At 38.1% G+C, this 23,139-nt stretch carries 26 protein-coding genes and 1 pseudogene; 4 read left to right on the top strand and 23 right to left on the bottom strand.

The window, feature by feature from the left end; translation table 11 throughout:
• Positions 1 to 67: 67 nt before the first annotated feature.
• The 13 genes from HMPREF2984_RS01625 to HMPREF2984_RS01565 form a co-directional block, all read right to left on the bottom strand.
• Positions 68 to 283: a hypothetical protein gene (locus HMPREF2984_RS01625; RefSeq protein ID WP_049534539.1), complete on the bottom strand. Its 216-nt coding sequence runs from the start codon at positions 281 to 283 to the stop codon at positions 68 to 70.
• Positions 280 to 708, bottom strand: coding sequence for a helix-turn-helix transcriptional regulator (locus HMPREF2984_RS01620; RefSeq protein WP_003041390.1), 429 nt, complete (start codon positions 706 to 708; stop codon positions 280 to 282). Before HMPREF2984_RS01620 ends, HMPREF2984_RS01625 begins: the two co-directional genes overlap by 4 nt.
• A gap of 122 nt (positions 709 to 830) precedes the next feature.
• A complete protein-coding gene (locus tag HMPREF2984_RS01615; RefSeq protein ID WP_070670141.1) occupies positions 831 to 1,511 on the bottom strand; it encodes a YwaF family protein in 681 nt (226 codons plus the stop codon).
• A 12-nt stretch (positions 1,512 to 1,523) separates the two neighbouring features.
• The gene (locus HMPREF2984_RS01610) at positions 1,524 to 2,222 is read right to left on the bottom strand and encodes a YwaF family protein (RefSeq protein WP_070670137.1); all 699 of its coding nucleotides are present in this window, start codon (positions 2,220 to 2,222) and stop codon (positions 1,524 to 1,526) included.
• A gap of 3 nt (positions 2,223 to 2,225) precedes the next feature.
• Positions 2,226 to 2,777, bottom strand: a complete 552-nt coding sequence (locus HMPREF2984_RS01605) for a DUF1697 domain-containing protein (RefSeq protein ID WP_070670135.1) — start codon at positions 2,775 to 2,777, stop codon at positions 2,226 to 2,228.
• Entirely contained in the window at positions 2,767 to 4,137 is a 1,371-nt protein-coding gene (gene murF / locus HMPREF2984_RS01600) for a UDP-N-acetylmuramoyl-tripeptide--D-alanyl-D-alanine ligase (RefSeq protein WP_070670133.1), read from the bottom strand. Before murF ends, HMPREF2984_RS01605 begins: the two co-directional genes overlap by 11 nt.
• Before the next feature lie 132 nt (positions 4,138 to 4,269).
• Complete coding sequence (locus HMPREF2984_RS01595) at positions 4,270 to 5,316, bottom strand: D-alanine--D-alanine ligase (protein WP_049534549.1); 1,047 nt, start codon at positions 5,314 to 5,316, stop codon at positions 4,270 to 4,272.
• Between the two features lie 132 nt (positions 5,317 to 5,448).
• Positions 5,449 to 6,045 (bottom strand): recombination mediator RecR, encoded by a 597-nt coding sequence (gene recR, locus HMPREF2984_RS01590; protein WP_003030149.1) that lies wholly within the window; start codon positions 6,043 to 6,045, stop codon positions 5,449 to 5,451.
• A gap of 10 nt (positions 6,046 to 6,055) precedes the next feature.
• A complete protein-coding gene (gene pbp2b / locus HMPREF2984_RS01585) occupies positions 6,056 to 8,116 on the bottom strand; it encodes a penicillin-binding protein PBP2B (RefSeq protein WP_180363928.1) in 2,061 nt (686 codons plus the stop codon).
• Positions 8,117 to 8,271: 155 nt separating this feature from the next.
• Positions 8,272 to 8,964: a phosphoglycerate mutase gene (locus tag HMPREF2984_RS01580; RefSeq protein ID WP_022525049.1), complete on the bottom strand. Its 693-nt coding sequence runs from the start codon at positions 8,962 to 8,964 to the stop codon at positions 8,272 to 8,274.
• A gap of 140 nt (positions 8,965 to 9,104) precedes the next feature.
• Positions 9,105 to 9,566, bottom strand: coding sequence for a Fur family transcriptional regulator (locus HMPREF2984_RS01575; RefSeq protein ID WP_049534552.1), 462 nt, complete (start codon positions 9,564 to 9,566; stop codon positions 9,105 to 9,107).
• 179 nt (positions 9,567 to 9,745) lie between these two features.
• Positions 9,746 to 10,021: an HU family DNA-binding protein gene (locus HMPREF2984_RS01570; RefSeq protein ID WP_003023726.1), complete on the bottom strand. Its 276-nt coding sequence runs from the start codon at positions 10,019 to 10,021 to the stop codon at positions 9,746 to 9,748.
• A gap of 128 nt (positions 10,022 to 10,149) precedes the next feature.
• Complete coding sequence (locus tag HMPREF2984_RS01565; protein ID WP_049534555.1) at positions 10,150 to 10,983, bottom strand: DegV family protein; 834 nt, start codon at positions 10,981 to 10,983, stop codon at positions 10,150 to 10,152.
• Positions 10,984 to 11,213: 230 nt separating this feature from the next.
• Here HMPREF2984_RS01565 and HMPREF2984_RS01560 point away from each other — a divergent pair, with 230 nt between their 5' ends.
• From HMPREF2984_RS01560 to HMPREF2984_RS01545, 4 genes and pseudogenes are all read left to right on the top strand, one after another.
• Complete coding sequence (locus HMPREF2984_RS01560) at positions 11,214 to 12,167, top strand: ABC transporter permease (protein ID WP_070670129.1); 954 nt, start codon at positions 11,214 to 11,216, stop codon at positions 12,165 to 12,167.
• Positions 12,160 to 13,122 (top strand): annotated as a pseudogene (locus HMPREF2984_RS01555) (iron chelate uptake ABC transporter family permease subunit). The gene HMPREF2984_RS01560 and the pseudogene HMPREF2984_RS01555 overlap by 8 nt, the downstream one beginning before the upstream one ends.
• A 1-nt stretch (position 13,123) precedes the next feature.
• On the top strand, positions 13,124 to 13,876 hold the full coding sequence (locus HMPREF2984_RS01550; RefSeq protein WP_070670127.1) for an iron ABC transporter ATP-binding protein: 753 nt from the start codon (positions 13,124 to 13,126) through the stop codon (positions 13,874 to 13,876).
• 22 nt (positions 13,877 to 13,898) lie between these two features.
• Positions 13,899 to 14,873: a siderophore ABC transporter substrate-binding protein gene (locus HMPREF2984_RS01545; protein WP_059221337.1), complete on the top strand. Its 975-nt coding sequence runs from the start codon at positions 13,899 to 13,901 to the stop codon at positions 14,871 to 14,873.
• 62 nt (positions 14,874 to 14,935) lie between these two features.
• On the opposite strand, the gene HMPREF2984_RS01540 is transcribed toward HMPREF2984_RS01545, so the two are convergent.
• The 10 genes from HMPREF2984_RS01540 to HMPREF2984_RS01495 form a co-directional block, all read right to left on the bottom strand.
• Positions 14,936 to 15,667, bottom strand: coding sequence for a metallophosphoesterase (locus HMPREF2984_RS01540; RefSeq protein ID WP_003041302.1), 732 nt, complete (start codon positions 15,665 to 15,667; stop codon positions 14,936 to 14,938).
• 46 nt (positions 15,668 to 15,713) lie between these two features.
• Positions 15,714 to 17,372, bottom strand: coding sequence for a DNA repair protein RecN (gene recN / locus HMPREF2984_RS01535; RefSeq protein ID WP_049534561.1), 1,659 nt, complete (start codon positions 17,370 to 17,372; stop codon positions 15,714 to 15,716).
• Between the two features lie 7 nt (positions 17,373 to 17,379).
• Complete coding sequence (locus HMPREF2984_RS01530) at positions 17,380 to 17,811, bottom strand: arginine repressor (protein WP_003030168.1); 432 nt, start codon at positions 17,809 to 17,811, stop codon at positions 17,380 to 17,382.
• Positions 17,804 to 18,619 carry a TlyA family RNA methyltransferase gene (locus tag HMPREF2984_RS01525; protein WP_049534564.1) on the bottom strand — a complete coding sequence of 272 codons (816 nt, stop codon included), beginning with the start codon at positions 18,617 to 18,619 and terminating at the stop codon, positions 17,804 to 17,806. Before HMPREF2984_RS01525 ends, HMPREF2984_RS01530 begins: the two co-directional genes overlap by 8 nt.
• On the bottom strand, positions 18,585 to 19,487 hold the full coding sequence (locus HMPREF2984_RS01520; protein WP_003041356.1) for a polyprenyl synthetase family protein: 903 nt from the start codon (positions 19,485 to 19,487) through the stop codon (positions 18,585 to 18,587). The genes HMPREF2984_RS01525 and HMPREF2984_RS01520 overlap by 35 nt, the downstream gene beginning before the upstream one ends.
• Positions 19,484 to 19,696, bottom strand: coding sequence for an exodeoxyribonuclease VII small subunit (locus tag HMPREF2984_RS01515; RefSeq protein WP_003041167.1), 213 nt, complete (start codon positions 19,694 to 19,696; stop codon positions 19,484 to 19,486). The genes HMPREF2984_RS01520 and HMPREF2984_RS01515 overlap by 4 nt, the downstream gene beginning before the upstream one ends.
• Positions 19,674 to 21,014: an exodeoxyribonuclease VII large subunit gene (gene xseA / locus HMPREF2984_RS01510; RefSeq protein WP_070670125.1), complete on the bottom strand. Its 1,341-nt coding sequence runs from the start codon at positions 21,012 to 21,014 to the stop codon at positions 19,674 to 19,676. Before xseA ends, HMPREF2984_RS01515 begins: the two co-directional genes overlap by 23 nt.
• A gap of 127 nt (positions 21,015 to 21,141) precedes the next feature.
• Positions 21,142 to 21,336: a TraX family protein gene (locus HMPREF2984_RS01505; RefSeq protein ID WP_142350436.1), complete on the bottom strand. Its 195-nt coding sequence runs from the start codon at positions 21,334 to 21,336 to the stop codon at positions 21,142 to 21,144.
• Positions 21,337 to 21,948, bottom strand: coding sequence for a TraX family protein (locus HMPREF2984_RS01500; protein WP_070670123.1), 612 nt, complete (start codon positions 21,946 to 21,948; stop codon positions 21,337 to 21,339).
• 300 nt (positions 21,949 to 22,248) lie between these two features.
• A complete protein-coding gene (locus HMPREF2984_RS01495; protein WP_070670121.1) occupies positions 22,249 to 23,106 on the bottom strand; it encodes an NAD(P)H-hydrate dehydratase in 858 nt (285 codons plus the stop codon).
• Positions 23,107 to 23,139: the final 33 nt, after the last annotated feature.

Raw genomic sequence — 23,139 nt, 5'->3', positions numbered from 1 at the left:
AAATCCTATTGGCTTATAATTTGAGCTATTTTGAGTTTAACTAGCACCATGGGTAAGAAACTATATTTTAGAATCTCACAATCACACTAGCAAAGAAAAAGATTACCAATATAACGATTAAAACCAGTAAATAGATAATCCGTTGTTTCCTCATTTGAAGTTCTTCTTTTTCTTCTGTCGTCATGGAAAAAACAGCCTTGTTTCGGTTTAATAAGTACAAAATCAAGCCTTCTCCCCGTTGACCGCCAGCTGCCAAAACTCCCCAGAACTTAGGATGCTTCATCCCACGCGAACTGCAGCGTCTAATTCAACTAGTTTAAACAATTGATACACAAACAGCCCATTTGTTACGACGAGTAAACCAATCAAGGTCAGCAGATAACTCTTAGAAATTGGAATGATAAAAATAAAGAAAAGAAACAAGAGACAAATATTACATATAAAGGCCAGCAAAATCTTTTTGTTGCTCTTTACAACGTTTGTCGAATCCTCTAAGTGCTGAATCATGCGCTCATATCCTTTCAGCAATTCATCCAAACTAACCTGATACAAATCACTTAACTGCAAAACATACAAAATATCCGGATAAAATTTTTCTGTTTCCCAATTTGAGATGGTTTGTCTAGATACATTTAATTTTTCTGCGACATTTTCTTGTGTCAAACCACTCATCTGACGTGCTTCTTTTAATTTTTTCCCAATTTCCATTATCCCTCTCCTATCTTTCTACCTTTATTTTACTATTTTCGTTTATAAAATCTAGCAAAATTTTTTACATTTAGAAAAAATCCTGCCAAATAAATTTGACAGAGGATGTAATGCTTAAAGCTTTAAACTAATTTTGATTGCTTTTTCCATCGCCTTTTAAAATATTCATCAAAAAGGAGCAAAGCGGTGGCCAGAACCAGTGAGACAAGTACGTAATTCACCCAGATCCGGTCTCCTTTTATAAGCGGAGGATGAGTCATCAATCCATAATTTCCACCAGTTACGGCATTGACACCAACTAAAAACAAATCCAAAGCAAATGTGTAGCCCACAATCTCATACTTCTTCAACAGCTGCTTGTCATAGTGGTTGATAAGATAAACCAGCGAATTAACCAGCAGGCAGTAATGCCCCAGAAGAAATGAAAAGCTGGTGAGATGCGGAAAATCATAAGGGTCAAAAACTGGGTAACCAATTGCAAAAATCGCCCCGCTGACACCTAAAAGTGCAAAATACTGCTTGCTTCGGCATTTATCTGGCAGCAGCAACATGGCAAACATAGCTAAGCGGCAATGATAAAAAGGCAGATTATTTACAAATGAAATATGGAAACCAAAATACCAAGAATAAAGTATAACTAATTGAAAAGCTTGTAAATATTTAAAAGTTTTCTGATACAGTGGGTTTTGCGCATAGCGAACTGAAATGTAAATGAGGAACAAGAGAATTCCTATCATCGTCACATAGCTCATAGCAGAAATGGGAGGTGGTGCTGTCTTTTGAGTTGTTAAAAAATCATTCAGATTCAGCACAGCTTAATTTTCCTGTCTTACTGTTTCTTCTTGTTCTTGTCTAATTTGTTTAAAAATCAAAGAAACCACGAAAATTGCTAAAATCAAGGTCAATGAAACAAAAATATAATTAGCAATCATTCCATGATTTCCAACTAAAGGTGGTACTTTCAAAAAACCATAATTTCCGCCACTCACCAGATTTACAAATATCAATAAAAGATTCATACTAAAGCTAATCTCTACAATTCGCCGTAAATTCAACTGCTCACTATCATAATGATTCAGCAAATACGTAAGAGAATTTCCCAAAAGAGCATAATGACCAATCAAATAGGAGACTAAAGTGATGTGAGGAAAAGCAAATGGGTCAAATAAAGGATAGACCAATGCACAAATAGGTCCAAACACTCCTAAAAGCGCAAAATACTGTTTATAGGTTGAAGAATCAGGCAGAAACAAAATAGCAAACATCGCCAATCTGCAATGATAAAAAGGAAGTGATTCAGAAATTGGTGACAAGGTCACAATATACCAGCCATAAAGCACTAAAATTTGTAAACCTTGTACAGCTTTCAAAAAGTTCTGATAGCGCCTGTTTTTATGATATTTTACAGCACTATACATGACATAAATGATTCCTAAAAACATCATTCCATACCAAAATGGAGTTAATTGAGGGGCCTCCGTTTTATGACTTGTAAAAAATTCTTGTAGATTCATCTCCTACTCATCCATCCTATTACTTAATTCTTTAATAACACTCAGCTTTCTTGTTGTGGCGACAATACCTAACTTCTTTTCAAGAAAATTATTATTTAACTTCTTTTTTCTGGCAGCTCTTGGTAAATACATATAAAGGCAAGCTTCTCCAACTGCAAATATTTCGTCTGTAAAGTTCATTGCTTGTAGTTCTGCCAATTGCTCCGTTGGAATGTGATTGTTTGTAAAAACGAGATGAATCCGTGACGAATCCAACTCCTCAGAAAAGGGATTTCCTAAAATAGCATTTTCTAAATCGGACTTTTCTTTTACGATAATGGATAAATTTGCACCAATGTTTTCCAATATCACCTGATGCATGTGTTGGGCTAATTCTTCAGCTGGTAGGCTTGTTTCGCAAATCACATTGCCTGATTGAATATAACTTGAAACATTATCTAAACCAGATTGTTCCAACATTTGAACCAAATCACTCATCTTAGGAATCCGATTTGGTCCTGTTGGCATCACGCCACGAAGGAGGGCAAGATACTGTACTTGACGGTTACTCTTCATTCTCCAATTTCTCCACTAGACTGGCTAAGTTCATAGAGTTACTTCCTTTTATCAGCAATTGGTCCGTTGGTTTGAGTGCTTCTTTAACAGCCTTGACTAAGTCAGAAAATTGATCTTTTTCAGCATTTTTTACAAAATAATGGGCTTTTCCAGGCGGGAAAATTTCCTTAGCATAGGCAAATAGAGCAGCCATGTCCTCTCCATAAAGGAAAATTTCTGAGAGAATTTCTGGATTTAGGCTAGTTATCATGGCACCGTGCATTTGTTTAGAATCAGCCCCCAATTCTTTCATATCAGCTAAAACTGCCAGTTTCCGACCTTTTTCATTAAACGGAATCGTTGAAAATGTCTCCAAAATCAAGCGCATAGCGGTTGGATTGGCATTGTAAACATCTGAAAGGATATCTGCACCATTTTTAGCTTTCTTCCATTCGGTTCGATTTCGTGTTAATTCAAGCGTGGCAAATGCTTTTTGGATCTTATCTTGTGTTACTCCTTCTTTCAATGCCACATAAGCTGCAATCATGGCATTTGTTGCATTGTATTTCCCAGTTACTGGAAGGTCAATGGCGTTATCTAAGAAATTGGTTTCAAAAGTTAAACTATCTTTTCGTTCTTCTAATTTCGTTAGGAAAATATCTTCGTCTGGACCAAAACGGACTACATTTTGCTGGCTCGGTAGAAAATCATTGATAATCTTGTCCGCTGGAACGATTAAAAGACCCCCCTCTTTCATGCCGTTGGCAATTTGCATTTTTCCTTTTGCAATTTCATGACGACTTTTAAAGAATTCTAAATGCGCTTCGCCAATCAGTGTCACAATACCTACTTTTGGCTGAGCAATTGTGGACAGAAGGTGAATATCCCCCATGTGATCTTGTCCCATTTCCAAAACCAATTTTTCGGTGTCATCTGGCATGTGTAAAACCGTATAAGGAAGACCAATTTCATTATTGTAGTTTCCTTGCGTTTTATAAGTCTTGTAAGTTGTTGACAAGAGGTGAGACAGCATATCTTTGGTCGTCGTCTTACCGTTAGAACCTGTGACCGCAAAGACATCTACCTTCATTTTTTCCAGATAATACTGTGCCAAACGCTGCAACGCTGCCAATACATCATCAACTAAAATATAAGGATAGTCGTCCAATTCTTTTTCTGACAAGGTTGCCACAGCACCATTTTCAAATGCTGTCGCAATAAAGTCATGCCCGTCACGTGCTCCTTTAAGAGGCAAAAATAAATCCCCTTCTTCAATCAATCGGCTGTCAAATTCTACATTTCTAAATGTACAATTCGGAAATTGATGAACATCATTTTTGGCTTTCAATACAGAAGCTACTTCATAGAACGTTAATTGCATTTTTCTCACCTATATGTCTTAAATTTCTCTAACTCTCTCATTATACCACAGAATAACCTACTTTTACACATACTAGCTAAAGACATACTAAAACAATAGAAAAAAGAACCTTTCGGCTCTTTCAATCTTGTCTTACAACAAATGTTTTTCATGTTTTGTAAACGTTTCTTGGGCTAAAAGGACTAATTTCTCAATCAAATCCGTATAAGAAATGCCCATATTTTCCCAAAGCAGCGGATACATCGACCATTGAGTGAAACCTGGCATCGTATTTAGCTCATTAAGGAGAATCTCGCCCTTATCAGTATAAAAGAAATCGCAACGAGATAAACCAACACCGCCGATAGCATGAAATGCTTTTTCAGCATATTGACGCATAGTGGCAATGACATCTTCTGAGAGTTTTGCAGGAATATCCATGGTGATTTTGTTGTCAATGTACTTGGCTTCGTAGTCATAAAAAGCAACATCTTTCACTACCTCACCTGGCAAACTGCTTTTGACTCCTTTATTTCCAAGCAAACCGACTTCAATTTCACGCGCATTGACACCTTGCTCAATTAAGACACGGCTATCATATTTGAAAGCCAGCTCAAGAGCAGAGCGCAATTCATCTTGATTTTCAGACTTAGAAATGCCGACGCTAGAACCCATATTGGACGGTTTGGTAAAAACTGGGTAGGTCAGATTGGTCTCTACTTCTGCAATCTTTTCGTCTATGTTTTCCCCTTCAATCACTGCTACATAGGGAACTTGCGGAATGCCAGCAGAAGCTAATACACGTTTAGTCGTGATTTTATCCATAGCCACACTCGACGAAAGAATATTGCAGCCAACATAAGGCATTTTCAACACTTCAAGAAATCCTTGAATAGACCCATCTTCTCCCATTGGACCATGAAGAACTGGGAACACAACTGCCCCTTCTTCGTAAACGTCACTCGGCTTAATTTTTTGACTCTCAATGACGGTATCATTGGTCATCAATTTTTCATCAGCAGCCGGTTTCTTTGAAAATTCTTGTGTCTTGATGAAATCACCTGCTTGTGTGATGAAATAAGTCTTCACAAAGAATTTATCATAGTCAATCGCACGCATGACACTCTCAGCTGATAAGACAGAGACCTTTCTTTCCGCACTGCGACCACCGTAAAGGAGAATAATTTGTTGTTTTGCCATTTTTATACCTAACCTTCTTATCTTAAAAGAAATCTACAAATTTAATCGCTTTTTAGTATATCATATTTTAGATTGTTTTTGAATAGAAAAAGAGCTTCCATTTTCTTTTAAAGGAAAGCTCTATTTTCTTTTTTACAATTCTGTGCGATTCTCAATAGCCCGAAGCAGCGTCACTTCGTCTGCATATTCAATGTCAGAACCAACTGCTAATCCACGAGCCAGGCGCGTTACCTTGATACCAGCTGGTTTTAACACCCGCGAGATATACATGGAAGTCGCTTCACCATCTGCTGTCGCATTGGTTGCCACAATTACCTCTGTTACCTCACTATCCATCAACCGTGTAATGAGACTTTTCAGATTGATGTCATCAGGCCCAACACCATTCATAGGAGAAATCAATCCCTGCAAAACATGGTACAAGCCATGGTATTCTTGAATATTTTCCATAGCAGAAACATCTCGGCTATCTTCTACAACCAAAATAGTAGATTGATCACGTGTCTCATCGGTGCAGATAGCACAAGGATCATCATCTGTTAGATTACCACAAATAGAACAATAGGTCAGCTCACGTTTTGCTGCAAGCAAATTTTTAGCAAATTCATTGACATCATCATCACTCATACCAATCGTATAAAACGCCAAACGCGTTGCTGTTTTTATACCAATTCCTGGTAATTTAGAAAAGCTATCAATCAATTTTGCAATCGGTGTTGGATAAAGCATAGTATCCTTTCTAATTCATTGGATGTTGTTGTTGATACAAGTTAATAATATCACGAGTTATACTATGGCTAACGGTTGACGATAAGTTTGTATTATGCGGGAACACAACTGCCACTGCAATCTGCGGGTTGTTACTTGGCGCATAAGCCACTACATTCGTATTAATGGCTTCCTTTCCACCCGCAAAGGTTTCTGCTGTCCCTGTTTTGGCGCTAATCGGCACTGCTTCACCTTGTGACAAAGTACGCCCTGTAGTAAATCCGCTTGTACCATGAACTACTTGATAAAAACCTTGTCGAATCAAATCCATATTCTCTTTTGAAATATCAACTTTATTCAGCTCTTTGGTTGACTTGGATTCAATCAGCTTTCCAAGACCACCCGTCTCATTATTGTCATAAATTCCTTCTACTAAGTGTGGTGCAATACGAGTACCGCCATTAGCCACCGTTGCAGCATATTGCGCCAACTGCATTGGAGTATAGTTATCAAACTGCCCAAAAGCATTGGTTAAGTAGTTCGCAAACGTATATTTCTTAGGTGTGTAACCTTCTGATTCACTTGGTAAATCAATTCCTGTAGATGCTCCCAAACCATATTGAGCAAAAGCTTTACGCAATTTGTCCATAGAGGAATCCAAATTCGTCAAATCAATTGCCATATTGGGCGTATAAGGCGTTCCCATCATATTTAAAGCTAGCTGAACCATATAAGTATTGGATGAATATTCTAGTGCCTCTAAAGCCGTAATTTGGCGAGCCCCATATTGTGTGAACCAAGAAGTGATGGCAGAGGAGCCTCCAAAAGAAATCGGTTGATCTGTCAGAACTTGGTTACCTGTGATAGCTCCAGATTCCCAGCCAGCTGTTAAAGTAGCTCCTTTCACCACAGAACCCGGCACAAAGTTGTTCATAATCGTTCCAAGAGAGTCTGTTGTTAGTTCTCCTGTATTGGTATCGTGCTTCAGACCAGCCATGGCTAAAATAGCACCCGTTTTAGGATTCATCGCAACAGCATAGACCCCTTCAGAATATGTCGCATTTCCGCTCGCTAATTCCGCACTAAAATACTTTCTCAAAATGTCTTCTACACCGTTCAGAAAAGCTAAATCTGTTGTTAATTTTAGATTATTTCCTTTACTACCATTGGAAATATTTTTCACGCTTTCCATATTTCCATTTTTATCAAGATTGATTTCTTTGACTGCGCGTTTTCCTTGAAGTGTAGATTCATATTGTTTTTCCAAATAACTCGTTCCAACACGATCATTAAGAGAATAGCCTTTTTTCAAATAAGCATCCACTTCTTCTGCGGGTAGCCCTGCCTTTTCACTTGAAACACTTCCGATGATAGAAGCCAAAGAAGTATCCAACACTTTCCTGTCCCAGCTAGTGGTAATACTGATACCAGACAGTTCTTTCGAGCTAGAGGCGATTGTCGCAATCTGATCAGCTGATAAATTATCCGTACGAATATTTCCCGTTTCAAAATTAGAAATAGCATTCATCTGACTAAACAAATAAATAGCTTTTTTATCTTCATCTGAGTAGTTTAACTTTGCTACATCAACATTCTTAACGGCATTATTATAAATCTGAGACTCTGCCAAACGATTTCCATCTGTACCATATTTTTTATTTTTAGGCAGCTGATTAACGACCTTCTTATAAACCTCGCTGTCTGCCAAATAATAATCTACTTGTTGACGCTCAGTAACATCTGCGTTGGAAATAGAAACCAATGGAAGCAATTTTTGAGCAATTTCTTTAATCTTTGCAGCCGTCATTTTGTTACTACGTGTGAAAGAAACGACTTGCTTGGTTGTATTCTCAACCAACGGTTTCCCACTCGAATCATAAATCTGCCCCCGAACCGAGCTGGTCGTCACCTTAGTCTTACTAGCTGTCGCTAATTTTTTTGTATAAAAATTCCTATGGACAACCTGCATATAGCCCAAACGCACAATCAAACTCATAAACAGTAAAATCACAATTCCAAATAATAAATTCAAGCGTCGTGGGATTGAATGGCTATTAAATGTTCTTTTTTTCTTAGACATGGTATCTCTCATTCTAGTCAAAATGCTATCTTTTATTGTACCATAAATCCACCTAAATGAAGTCGTGGAAAATGGAAAAAATTGATAAAATACACAGCTAAAAAATGAAAGCTTTGCATGATATTAAAAAGCCCTGCTTACGCAGAGCTTACAATATTTTATTGGGCTTATTTCCCAAGATAGTATTCGTTGACAAGATTCAATTTTTCATCAAATTCAAATACAAGCGGTGGGAAATTAGGAATTTCCACATTCATGATTTCATCATCTGATAATTGTTTGATATGTTTTACAAGGGCACGGATAGAATTACCATGTGCACCTACGAATACATTTTTACCGTCTTTCAAAGCTGGAGCGATTTTATCTTCCCAGAATGGAAGAGCACGTTCCAAGGTTACTTTCAAGTTTTCTGCATCTGGAATAACAGAGTCATCAAGGTTTGCATAGCGACGGTCAGTATGTGCTGAATATTGATCATCTTTTGCCATAGCTGGTGGCAATACATCATAAGAACGACGCCAAATATGAACTTGTTCGTCACCCCATTTTTCAGCTGCTTCAGCTTTGTTTTGACCTGTCAAACCACCATAGTGACGTTCATTCAAGCGCCATGATTTTTCAACTGGTACCCAAAGTTGATCTGCTGCTTCAAGAGCAAGATTTGTTGTTTTAATAGCACGTGTCAAAACAGATGTGTATGCTTGGTCAAACTCAATACCAGCTTCTTTAATCAATTTACCAGCATCAATAGCTTGTTGCGTTCCCTTTTCAGACAAATCAACATCAGCCCAACCTGTAAAGAGGTTTGCTTTGTTCCATTCAGACTCACCGTGGCGAGCAAAAACTAATTTTACCATTAGAAATTCTCCTTTGATTTTTGAAAACTGTCTCACAGTCACTACTATATTTTACAAAATTTTTTCAAAAAAATCCAGTATCAGTGGGAGAATATTTGATTTTTGATAATTTACTTTATTCAAGCGTATACATCAATTCCTTAACTATTTTTCGAGCACTCATGACAAATTCCGTACATCAAGACTTGTGTCTTTGTAATTTTATAACCTGTTTGTTCTTCAGCTTCGCGCTTCAAATCAGGTATATCTACATCTTCAAAGTCTGCAATTCGACCACATTTTTCACAGACAACATTCAGATGTTCGTGCCCCATAAAATCAAAATAAGTCGTTTTATCATGGCTAATCTTAATTTCTTCTACAAAGCCCTCTTCCACCAAAACTTTGAGATTATTATAAACTGTTGCTAAACTCATATTAGGAAAGTCAGGAAGTAAATCATGATAAATTGCTTCCGCACTTGGGTGTTCATGCGTCCGAATCATATAGTCAATGACTGCCTTTCTAGTCTCTGTAATACGGACTCCCTTTGTTTTCAATCGTTGAATAACGTTTTCATAATCACCTTGAACCGTGAGTTCTAAATAAGGATGTGACTTCATTTCCTACCTGCTCATAATTTTTTCCTTTATTATATCACGAAAATAGGAAAATGCGTATTTAGAATGATTGCAAATAAATGCAAATGATAAAGTTAGTCTCCTTATCTGCCCTTTTACAAGAAAAAAACCTATTGTTCAACGCCGAAACGTTGAAACAATAGGTTTTTTTAAAAATTGCATTATTTAACAGCGTCTTTAAGAGCTTTACCTGCTTTAAATGCTGGTACTTTAGAAGCTGCAATTGTGATTTCTGCACCAGTTTGTGGGTTGCGACCTTTACGAGCTGCACGTTCACGAACTTCAAAGTTACCAAAACCAATCAATTGAACTTTTTCACCAGCTGCAAGGTATTCAGTTACTGCTGCAAATACAGCGTCAACTGCTGCTGCTGAATCTTTCTTAGTCAATTCTGTAGCTTCTGCTACTTTTGCAATCAAATCTTGTTTGTTAGCCATTTAACAAATCCTCCAAAAAATTTTATGAGTTAGCAGTTACTAACTCTAACAAGTATTATCATATCTAAAAATTACTATTAGGTCAAGCACAAAACGAACTTTTTTCTATCTTTCCGAAAATATCCAACTTATTCATAGCGAATAAGAACTGCCCAAGCATTTTCCCCAGTATGTGTTTGGATAATAGAACCCGTTTCTAAAACAGGAATCGGAGCTGTCACAAATTGTTGCAACACCTGTTTCATCTCATTTGCCAACTCAGCAGTCCCTGCATACGAGATTCCAATCTCAGCCACTTTTTTATCTTTTAAGCCTTCAGCTAAATCATTGACCCATTTTTTAAAGGTTTTTACACCACGCCCCTTAACAATCGGTTGTAATTCGTGGTTTTTCATTTGCATAACCACTCGAATATTAAGCAGCGAACTGAGAAGACCAGTCACACGACTAATACGACCGCCTTTTACAAGATTTTCAAGCGTTGAAACACCAATATACAATTCTGTTTTTTCGCGCACTTCTTCGATTTTTGCTAAAATAGCATCAAAGTCTGCACCTTCTTTTGCTAGTTTTGCAGCTTCAACCACTTGAAACTTCAATGCTTGATCCGTAAAGGAGCTATCAATCACTGTTACATCCACATTTGCCAAGGTTGCACCTTGACGTGCAGCTTCGACCGTTCCAGATAAAGCATGCGACATATGAATAGATATGATTTTATCGGCAGTTTCTCCGAGTGTTTCAAAGATTTCTGCAAAAACACCAACTGGTGGTTGACTGGTCTTCGGTAGATTTTTACTTGACTGCATCAAATGAAGAAATTCTCCTTCTTTTAAGTCAGCGTCTGAATAAACAACACCGTCTACCATTACAGACAAAGGGACGATTGTAATCTCTAAATCCTCTACAACTTGCGGTTCAATCGTAATAGATGAATCCGTTACAATTTTGATTTTTGTCATGGTTTTCCTACTTTTATAAATTTTATCTATTTAATTTATTATATCAAAAAAATAACTTTTTGTGGAATAATTTTTCTGGATAAAATATGTAAAAGTTGTGTAAGAACCTCTTACTTTTCTAAATAGACATAATTATTAAATTTTCAGAAAATAATTGACAGTCTTTTATTTTTTTGTTAGCCTAGTGATGTATCATGCTGAAGCAATTGCTTTTAAGAAAGGGTTGATAAATGAAACAGACAAAATTTTTAGGAATTCTTTGTCTTGCTCAGGTTATGATTTCAATTACAGTTGGTTCTAGCCACTTTTCGTGGTGGCAACTGCTATATGGAGATAAGCAGACCGGGCTGCTATTTTGGGAGTCACGCTTGCCAAGGACAATTAGTATTCTCCTAGCAGGCTTTAGTATGAGCATTGCCGGGCTTCTTATGCAGACTGTTACACAAAATCATTTTGCTGCTCCTAGTACAGTTGGAACGGTCGAGGCTGCGAAATTTGGTATGTTGCTCAGTTTATTTTTCTTTCCGTCAGCCACATTAGCGCAAAAAATGCTATTTGCTTTTGTATCTGCTATTTTTTTTACAATTATTTTTATTAGATTTATCAGAAAATTCTCATTTAAAGAAAAATGGTTGTTACCGCTTGTCGGAATTATTTATAGTGGGGTGATTAGCGCAGCTGGAGAAATCATTGCTTATCGTTTTGATCTTGTCCAAAGCATGACTTCATGGACACAAGGCTCTTTTTCCATGATTCAGAAACATCAATATGAATGGTTGTTTTTAAGTTTAATCATCTTGATTGCGGTATGGAAACTATCAGCCACGTTTACCATTATGAATCTAGGGGAAAATGCCAGTCATAATCTAGGCATTTCCTTTTACCAAATGGAGGGAATGACGTTGTTTCTCATTGCATTGACAACAAGTGTGACGATGATTACAGTCGGCTCTCTTCCATTTATCGGAGTCATTGTTTCAAACATCATTCGGAAATTTTATGGTGACCATATCACGCGCATTAAGGGACTGACCGCATTAACTGGTGCCTGTCTCATCTTAGCCTGTGATATTGTAGCGCGTCTAGTCATTCGTCCTTACGAAGTCTCCGTCAGCTTGATTTTAGGAATTTTGGGTAGTTTGGCGTTCGTGTATCTTTTGTGGCGAGGTGCTGCTCATGAATAAAATGAAGAGTCAAACAAGAAATCGCTTACTTTTATTGCTTTTGGTAGCTAGCTTGAGTGGCTTGTTATATCTCATGCCAATGGACTATCCTTTAACAGGTTTTATTATGAAATTGCGCTTGCAAAAGTTACTAGCCTATCTCTTAGTCGCCATAGCTGGAAGTCTTGCTACAATCAGCTTTCAAGCAATCACAGAAAATCGTTTTTTAACACCAAGCATTCTTGGAATGGAATCTCTCTATGTCTTTATGCAGACGATTTATCTTTTCTTTGCTAGCAAATTCATCGGCAATACCAGTCACCCTTTGCTTGAGTTTATCTTAGTCTTACTCATACAGTGCGGCTTCTTTTTCTGCCTGCAACCTGCATTAAAAAAGCTACTCCAGCAAGGATTTCTATTTATTTTATTGATTTGTATGGCACTAGGGACGCTATTTAGAAGCGCTAGTACATTCTTGCAAGTGCTAATGGATCCTAACGAATATGATAAACTGTAGACAAAACTTTTTCCTTCCTTTCAACGAATGAATATGGATATTCTATCTGTCGCTACAATCATCATTGGACTAGCAGGTTTGTATTTGTTAAAGAAGAACGCTATTTTGGATGTTTTTCATTTGGATAAAAAGACAGCGACTATTTTAGGTGTAGAAGTTGAAAAAGAGCAAAAAAAGATACTATGGGCAATTGTTTTGCTGACTTCAACGACAACTGCTCTCGTTGGACCCATGATGTTCTTCGGCTTTATGATGTCCAATTTAGACTATCTGTTAATCAAAGAATACCAACACAAATGGTTGTTCTCAGTAGCAATTTTACTCAGTTTTCTTTCTCTGACCACTGGGCAAATGCTGGTAGAGCGCGTCTTTCAGCTCCAAATCAATGTCAGCATGGTCATTGAGCTTGTCGGAGGGCTATTCTTCTTTTATCTTTTAGCTAAGGAGGCAAAACGCTAGAATGCAATTTAAAAATGTTGGCAAATCATTTGGAAATCAAGCAATTTTAGAAGATATTCAACTGAATATTTCACCGAGCAAATTCACCGCCTTTATTGGACCAAATGGTGCTGGAAAATCAACGCTGCTTTCTATTATGAGCCGTTTGCTCAAGAAAGATCAGGGGTTTCTCAGTATCAAGGGAAAAGAAATTGAAGCGTGGAACTCAAAAGAGCTCGCCAAAGAATTAACCATTTTAAAACAAAAAATCAATTACCAATCTAAATTAACGGTTGAAGAATTGGTTTCTTTCGGTCGCTTTCCTTATAGTCAGGATCGTTTGACAAAAGAAGATTTCAAAAAAGTAGAGCAAGCACTTGAATATCTGGACATTCTTGATTTAAGAGACCGTTTTATTGATACACTATCCGGAGGTCAATTGCAGCGCGTTTTTATCGCTATGGTGCTCACTCAAGACACTGATTTTATCCTTTTGGACGAGCCACTAAACAATCTAGATATTAAGCAAAGTATTTCTATGATGAAAATCTTGCGTTCTCTCGTTGATGACTTAGGAAAAACGATTATCATTGTCATTCATGACATCAATATTGCCAGTCAATATGTTGATGAAATTATCGCCTTTAAAGACGGAAAAGTCTTTTACCAAGGCACAACCAATCAGGTCATGAGAAAAGAAATTTTAGATCCATTGTATGAAATGGACATTACCCTTGGTGAAATCAATGGTAAAAAAGTTTGTATTTATCTATAATATTAATTTTGGAGGATTTCTAATGAAAAAGAATACAAAAACACTACTTCTATCTCTCTTCACAGCTATTGCAGTTGTGCTACTCGCTGCTTGCGGAGCCACTAAACAGACCAATTCAAAAACGACAAATTCTTCATCTGCTTCTAGTGAAGTCACTGTCAAAACAGCAAATGGAGATGTGAAAGTCCCTACCAACCCTAAAAAAATTGTAACACTAGATTTAGGTGCAGCTGATACCATTCGTGCTTTAGGTAAAGAAAGCAGCATTGTCGGTATGCCAAAGAAAACTCTTCCTGCTTACTTAAAAAATTTACCAAGTAGCATTAAAAATGTAGGTAACATGAAAGAACCAGATATGGAAGCTATCGCAGCTTTAAAACCAGACTTGATTATTGCTTCTGGTCGTACAGCTCAATATGTCAAGAAACTCAAGGAGATTGCCCCTACTGTATTATTCCAAACAGACAACAAAGACTACTGGGGTTCTACCAAGAAAAACATCCTTTCTTTAGCAAGTATCTTTGGGGAATACGGAACCAAAAAAGCTAAAAGTGAATTAGCTAAATTAGACAAAGAAATTCAAACTGTTGCTGCTGCCAATGAAAAATCAAATAAAAAGGCTCTGACGATGATGTTAAATGAAGGTGCAATGTCTGCTTTCGGAGCTAAATCACGTTTTTCTTTTCTTTACAGCACTTTGAAGTTCAAACCAACAGATGCTAAAATTAAGGAATCAAGACATGGACAAGAAGTCAGCTTTGAAAGTATCAAACAAATCAATCCAGACATTATCTTTGTTCTGAACCGCACTCTTGCTATCGGTGGGGACAATTCGGCCAATAAAGACTTACTGAATAACTCACTGATCCAAGAAACAAATGCAGCTAAAAATAAAACTATTGTAAACTTGACATCTGACCTTTGGTACCTCAGCGGAGGCGGACTCGAATCAACAAAATTGATGATTGAAGATGTAAAAAATGTAGCTGGGAAATAATATAAAAGAGCTGAAGAAAACCTTAAATGGATTTCCTTCAGCTCTTTTATCGTCCCCAACTTCTAATCATCTTCTACCGCGAAACCATCATTTGTGATGAAATGATGTTCTAAAATTCCCTCATTTCCAAATAAAACTCCGTGGAGAACACCGCCATAGACAGCTCCGCCATCCATACCAATTTTTTGATCCTGCGTTTGCCAAAGGCGACTTGTCCCAGGCATCTCAGAAAAAAGATAAAAAGTCGGAGTATGCCCAAATACAATTATTTTCCCTGTTTGATTGAGACCTTGATGAAAGGGCTCACGTATCCAAACTTTTTGATAATCGCTTGTTTCATGCCAATCTTTTAAAGTTAAGTCAACTCCAGCGTGTACAAAAATATAGTTATCTGTTTCAACAAAGAAAGGCATCTGACGAATAAAAGACACGAGGTCTGGCGCCTCTTCCGACACGCGCTTTGCGTCTTCAACTCCATCAACAGGAGTATCTAAAGGTCGCCCCAAAATGGAATTGATTGTTGTATCTCCACCATTGCGACGATAATGAGCATAGCCACTCTCAGGATTGTCCAACCAAGTTAAAAACATGTATTCGTGATTTCCAGAAATACAAATCGCTCCTTGCTTTTCAACAAGTTCTTTCACACACTCCAAAACAGCGCGGCTATCTTCCCCACGGTCAATCAAATCCCCTAAAAAGATGAGTTGGCTTTTTCCATCCCATTTTTTGAGTAATTCTTTTAGCATTTTTGCTTTTCCATGTACGTCACCAATTACAAAATAATTTGTCATGATTACCTCCTGATAACAACTCATTTAGCACAAGCCAAAAGGTGTTTCATTTTTTCAAGAGCTCTCTAGCCTGCGTGAGGGCTGCTTGGGTCACATTTTCACCCGCCAACATTTTGGCAATTTCTTCGACACGCTCCTCATCTGATAACAAACGAACAGTTGAAACAGTCGAATGTTCATCAGATAATTTCTCAATGAAAAATTGATAATCCGCAATGGCAATCACTTGTGGCAAGTGCGAAATTGCGAGGACTTGTCCGTTTGAGCCAATTTTATGAATCTTTTGAGCAATAGCTTGTGCAACACGTCCCGATACGCCTGTGTCCACTTCATCAAAGACAATGCTAGTCTTGCCTTCCTTACGAGAAAAAGCAGATTTGATTGCCAACATCAAACGAGACAATTCACCTCCTGAAGCAACCTTAACGAGTGGTTTGTAATCTTCACCGGGATTAGTCGAAATATAAAATTCAACGTGTTCATTTCCTTCACGACTAAATTTCCCTTTGGTAAATTGAACTCGAAAATTCGCCTTTTCCATATAGAGGTCTTGCAGTTCTTGCTGAATCTCTGCTTCTAACTGCTGGGATAATTCGTGCCGAGCCTGACTAAGACTGCTTGCTAGAGAAACCAAGTCTTTTTCCAGCTTTTTCAGCTCTTTGTCCAAATCATCTGATGAAAGATTTTTCCCAGTAAGTAGAGCATATTCTTTAGAAATCTGCTCAAAGTAAGCTAGGACATCATCTACTTGACCACCGTATTTGCGAGTAATACTATAGATTAAATCTAGGCGATTTTCTACTTCTAAGAGACGGCCACCATCAAAATCCAAGTCTTCTAGAATATCCTCCAAACGCTTTGTCACCTCTTCCAACACATAGTAAGATTCAGAAAGGTTGGTCGCAATTTCTTTGTAAGTGGCGTCGTAGTCTTCAATAGCTTCCATGTCATTCATGGCAGATCGAACATTTGCTAAACTAGAAAATTCTTCATCATCCAGCATGGCATAAGCATTGGTCAAAGTGTCTGCAATCTGCTTATGATTGAGCAACTTATCACGTTCTTGATTTAAAGCTAAATCTTCACCTGCTTTTAAATTAGCTGCTTCAATCTCTGCAATTTGATATTCCAGCATGTCAATCCGCGCTTTATTTTCTTCTTGATTCTTTTGAATCGTCAAGACCTGCTTGCGCAACTGACGATACTGATCAAAAATCTGTTGATAATCAGTTTTGAGCTTGAAAAATGCGTCATCTCCAAACTCGTCCAACATGGCAATATGCAGCTGCGGTCGCATGAGTTCTTCTTGGTCGTGCTGACCGTGAATATCCACCAAATGCTGTCCAACGGCTCGTAAGACAGACAAATTAACCATTTGACCATTAATACGACTGACACTACGTCCATTTTGAAAAATTTCCCGCCGAATAATCAGCTCCTCTGTCATATCAAGTCCTTGCTGCTCAAAAATTTCAACCAAAGCCTTACTTTGTTCAATCGCAAACAGCCCTTCAATCTCTGCTTTTGATGCACCGTGACGAATCACATCTGTTGTCGCGCGGCTTCCTAGCATCATGTTCATAGCATCAATGATAATAGACTTTCCGGCCCCTGTTTCACCTGTCAAAACAGTCATGCCTTGCTCAAAATTGAGGGAAATCTCTTCAATAATTGCAAAATTTTTAATGGAAATTTCAAGTAACATAGGCTATCTACCAATTCCTGATTTGTTCCAATACCTGATGAGCCATTTCTTCACTACGGAAAATAAGGAGAATCGTGTCATCATCGGCTAAAATACTAAAAATGTCATTAGAGAAATCTTCTACAATTTGTCGCTTCACAAAAGCTGTGCTTCCAGGGACAAGATTGAGATTGATCATATTTCCCAATAGCTCAAACTTTAAGATATTATTGTCTGCTAACTTCAAACTCGTACTAGCTGATTTCGGTAGTTCATAAATATAAGTGTTATTTTTCAGCGGAATTTTGACAATGCCCAATTCTTTAATATCACGCGAAACAGTTGCCTGTGTTGCTGTAATTCCTGATTTCTTCAAATATTCTACAATTGCTTCTTGTGTTCCAACTTCATAGTCCGACACAAAATGTCTAATTTTTTCTAATCTTTCCTTTTTATTCATCTTTAAATTCCTTATGTGCTGTCTCTACGACCGTTGTAATCATTGTTTTTACTAGATTTTCTGGGTGAGAACTTTTTTCTAAATAGGCTAAAAATTCCACATTCCCATGCCCACCTTGAATAGGGGAGAAATCCAGACCTTGGACAGAAAATCCGGCTTCAACCATAAAGTCCGTTACTTTTTCTAAAACTGCTTGATGCACTTTTTTATCTTTCACAATCCCATTTTTGCCAATTTGCTCTCTTCCTGCTTCAAACTGAGGTTTGATGAGAGCCACAACTTTTCCATTTTCAGCCAAAATCTTATACAGAGCTGGCAAAATGAGACCAAGCGAGATAAAACTAACATCAATGGAAGCAAAGCTAGGTGTCTCCTCAAAATCAGCTACTTTGGCATAACGAAAATTAAACTGCTCCATGCTGATGACGCGTTCATCTTGGCGCAATTTCCAAGCCAATTGATTGGTGCCGACATCTACCGCATAGACCTGTCGTGCCCCGTTTTGTAGCATGACGTCCGTAAAACCGCCCGTTGATGCCCCAATGTCCAACGTGACCTGATTTTCAACTGAAATTTCAAAAATCTGCAAAGCCTTTTCTAATTTTAAACCACCACGGCTAACATATTTGAGCTTTTCACCTTTGAGTTTTAACTCAATGCCTTCATCAATTTTTTCGCCAGGTTTATCAAAACGCTCACCATTCGCAACAGCAACGACTAAGCCCGCCATCACACCGCGCTTGGCCTGTTCTCTTGTTTCAAAAAGCCCTTGCTTATAAGCTAGAACATCTACTCTTTCTTTCGTCATTGAGTTTTAAACTTTCTATTATCTTTCTGATAGCCGCGCCTGAAAAAGCAATCTCTGCTTCTACTTCTGCCAATAAATATTCTGTTTCCTCTAGCTGTTCTTCAAAGAATCGCTTTGCTCCATTCAAGCCCAAAATAGCTGGATAGGTGGCTTTTTCTGCTGCCACATCTTTCTGCGGTGTCTTGCCCAAGTCTTCAAAGTTTGCTGTGATATCTAAAATATCATCTCGCACCTGAAAGGCTAGTCCCAGCAGCTGACCTATTACTTTCAATTTTTCCTGCTGTGATTCTCCTACTTCAGCAATCAAACCCGCAGCAACAAACGGATAGGTCAGGAGTTTGCCAGTCTTATTGGCATGAATATTCTGTAGCTCTACTAAACTGATGTCCTTTCCTTCACCCTGCATATCAAGGACTTGACCTCCGACCATACCAAAAGTTCCAGCCGCTAATGACAATTCTGCAATCAAATTTACCTTGATTTGACTAGGTAGTGCCGCTTCTGCTATCAAGGCATAAGAATCCAAAAAGAGAGAATCTCCCGCTAAAATAGCCATTGCTTCGCCAAATTTCTTGTGGCTGGTCAAGCGACCACGACGATAATCATCATCGTCCATAGCCGGCAAATCATCATGAATCAAGCTACCTGTATGAATCATTTCAAGTGCTGCTGCCACTTGGAAATGTGCTTCTGTCAGTTCAAGTCCTAGACCTTCTAACAATTCTAAAAGTAAAAGAGGACGAATTCGCTTACCGCCTGCATTAACTGAGTAAAGAATCGCTTCTATCAAATCAGCAGATACTGCTTTTTTAGCATAAAAAGTCTCAATAGCTTGCCCAATTCTAGCTAATTTTTCGTCTTGTTTCATTCCATTTCCGTTTCTGTGCCATCAGCCTGCATAACTTTTACCAGCGTTTTTTCTGCCTGATCTAGTGTTTTTTGCAATTCTTTTGAAAGCTGCATCCCCTTTTGAAACTCAGAAATCGCTTCTTCCAAAGGAACATCTCCGTTTTCTAGCTTCTGTACGATAACTTCTAAGTCTGCTAAATTTTCTTCAAATTTCTTTTCTTTCGACATCTTTTACCTCAACTTCTATCTGACCATCTCGCATCAAAATGGTTAATTGATCTTTCTTATTGACTTTCTCAATAGATTCTAACACCTGTTCATCTTTTTTGACAATAGCATAACCCCGAGCCACAATTCGGCTAGTATCCAGCATGAGCAAAGCGTCAGACAGACGCTTGACTTCAGCCACTTTATGGTCATAAACAACTGCCATATTGCTACGCAGAAGCCGTTCCAACTGATCTACACGCTCTTGATAAATCTGAACCTGCCTTAAGGGAGCTAGAGCCTCTAAACGATGTTGTAAAAGTCTTGCTCGCTGCACTTCCTCGTTATAATATTCGCGAATTTTTTGCTTGAGCCGTAAATTTAGTTGATCTAATTTTTGCAGGTAGCTATCATATAGTCGTTCTGGTTGGCGAAAAATGACAGACTGACTCAGCTTAGCTAATCGCTCACGATTGTAAGTAAAACGATTAGACATGGCAGCTGCTAACCGATTTTGTTGCTGCTGCAAGTGTGCTAGGAGATCCAGCTTTGTTACAGGTGTTGCTAATTCAGCAGCCGCCGTCGGCGTTGCAGCGCGTCTATCTGCAACAAAATCTGCCAAGGTCGTATCCGTTTCATGCCCTACACTCGAAATGATCGGAATGTGCGATTCAAAAATTGCACGGACAACCACTTCTTCGTTAAATGCCCAAAGGTCTTCAATCGAGCCACCTCCTCGACCGATAATAAGGACATCTAAATCATTTCGCTCATTAGCACGACGAATATTTTCTGCTACTTCAGCAAACGCTCCTTCGCCTTGCACCTTCGTCGGATAAAGAATTATCTCAACTCCCGGAAAACGACGACTAACAGTTGTGATAATATCGCGAATCACTGCTCCACTAGGACTGGTCACTACTCCAATTTTCTTTGGAAATTGCGGTAAAGCTTGCTTAAAGCGCTCCTCAAAAAGCCCTTCCTCGCCTAGCTTTTTCTTGAGCTGCTCAAACTGAATCGCCAAAGCTCCGATACCGTCTGGCTCCGCTTTTTCAATGATAATAGAATAAGATCCACTCGGTTCATAGAGTTGAACACGACCGATGACATTAATCTTCATACCCTCTTCCAAGTCAAAACCTAACTTCTTATAAACACCACCCCAAATTGTGGCCTGAATGACTGCTTTTTCATCTTTGAGAGAGAAATATTGGTGATTAGGTCGCCTACGAAAATTAGAAACTTGCCCCGTCAGATAAACTCGTTCTAAATAAGGATCTTTATCAAACTTTAATTTTAAGTATTTGGTTAAGGTTGACACGGATAGATACTCAGACATTCCTCTCCTTTCATTTCCTGTAATGCTTCTTTATTCATAATTTTTATTATACCAAACAATCTATAAAAAATCATTTCCATCCCTCAACGAAAAAGGAAAGACTAGTTTCCCATATCTTAAGCAGAACCTAGCCCAACAAACTTGCTAAAATATACAAAAAATAGATATGTGCAGGATAGAAAATGTAGAAAAATAACTTCATACCACGACCTTTTTCACCGTTGTAAAAATACATTGGAATAACCGCAAAAACCATCATCCATTGTACAGACGTTGGATCTGTTGGATACACGAATAAAGAGACTAGTGTTAATACCGCCATTTATGCTATGCGGTGTCTGCGGAAGAGATAAAAGAGAAGACCAAGGTAAACCATGACATCCCCTCCTTCAACCACGAGAATGTTCGGAATAGCCATGATAAAAAAAGCAATAATTTGAACCATAAGAGGTGATATATTTTCACTAGCTAGATAACCCGATAGAAACAAAGCTGGCAGAGCCAGAAGAATCGGTAAATGAAAAAGGCCCAATCCTTTCCAGAATGAATAAAGTTTCTTTTCTTTCATACCCTCAACCATCAAATCCCAAGCACAGCTAGATATGCCCACTAAGAAAAAGGCGCCAAAAGCATTATTCGCCAGCCAAACTTGACCATTAGTGAAAAAGTGACTGACAATCATGTTCCCAATAATCATAAACCATGTCATAAAGAGCAACCGTTTCAAATAAGCTTTTCGATTATGCGTATAATAAAAACTATCAGCTGCCAAAAACATAAAAAGAGGAAAAACGATGCGCCCGAGCATTGTTAGCCACATCGGGGCGCCAAAAGCACCAAACATTTCGTGAATATGATCTAAAAACATAAGAAAAATGGCTAAAAATTTCAAGTTCGTTGCATTTGATACTTTCTTTAAAGATTGTAACATCATAAATTCTTCATTTCATTTTTTTCAACAAGCATTATCTTATCGAAAATTTCCCATTCTTTCCATTACATAAACTTACATTTTCAGAAAGAAAAGTGACATTTTTATAAGACAAAAAAATAAGGGCAAGATAAAAATCTCAACCTCATTAGATGCAATGGATTTTCATAAGATAGTGGATATTGAAAAAGTTCATTCTCCCTTTCAACTTGTACTAAGCCTCATGAGCTAAATATTACTTTTATAAATAGCTAATAAAAGTTAAACTTTCCAATTTTTTAAATGCTTTTGTAGGCTTTTTCATTATAACATATTTTCTTTTTTAGCTAGCTTCTTCATCCACTTAGGGATTTCTTTGCTGATTTCTGTTGGCAAGACTACATAGTTTTCTTTGCTTAACTCCTCTGCAATGGCTGAATGCAGATAGACTGCTGCTGCTACACGTTCCAGTAAAGAACTAGTCTTGAACTGCCCTACAAAGCCTGCAATCATGCCTGCAAGAGTATCTCCCATGCCACCCGTTGCTTGATAAGGGCCGCCTATGTTCAGTTGGAAATAATCTGCATTTCCACTTTGGAAAATAGTCGTTCCGTGCTTCTTTTGAACAACGATAGTTCCAACAGGAAAAGAATTAACAGCTTCTTGGCTTTTTTCAACCGTTTGCTCAGCTATCTTTAGTCCGCTCAACCGCTCCCACTCTTTTTGATGCGGGGTAAAAATCGTCTGTGCTTTTGGAAATGGCAGAGTTTCTTTGCTAAAGAGGGAAATAGCCCCACCGTCCATGATGAAAACTTGATGTTCACTGACAAGTTCCACTATCAACCGTAAAGTGGCTTTTTCAAGTTTACTTTCAGCTAAACCTGGTCCAATCAATACTACATCTGCTTTTTGGACTTGCTCGGACAATAGCTTTTTATCTTGTACATCAAAAGCCATTGCTTCTGGTAAATGAGCGTGAAGAGCTGCGATATTTTCTCTATCCGTCGCAACCATCACTAGACCAGCTCCGCTATGAACTGCCACTAAGGCTGCCATGATAATCGCTCCACCAAAAGGATACGTCCCGCCAATCAACAACAAACGACCGTAATCTCCCTTGTGACTATTGAGCGCACGTGGCTGAATAATCTTTTTCAATAATGTATAGCCTACTACTTCCATGTTTGCTCCCTTCACCTATGCCAGTAGAGAAGT

This window comes from Streptococcus sp. HMSC066E07 (assembly GCF_001814695.1).
GTDB lineage: Bacteria > Bacillota > Bacilli > Lactobacillales > Streptococcaceae > Streptococcus > Streptococcus hominis.
Note: the sequence above shows the minus strand (reverse complement) of the source record. Positions and strands in the feature narration are given on the sequence as shown.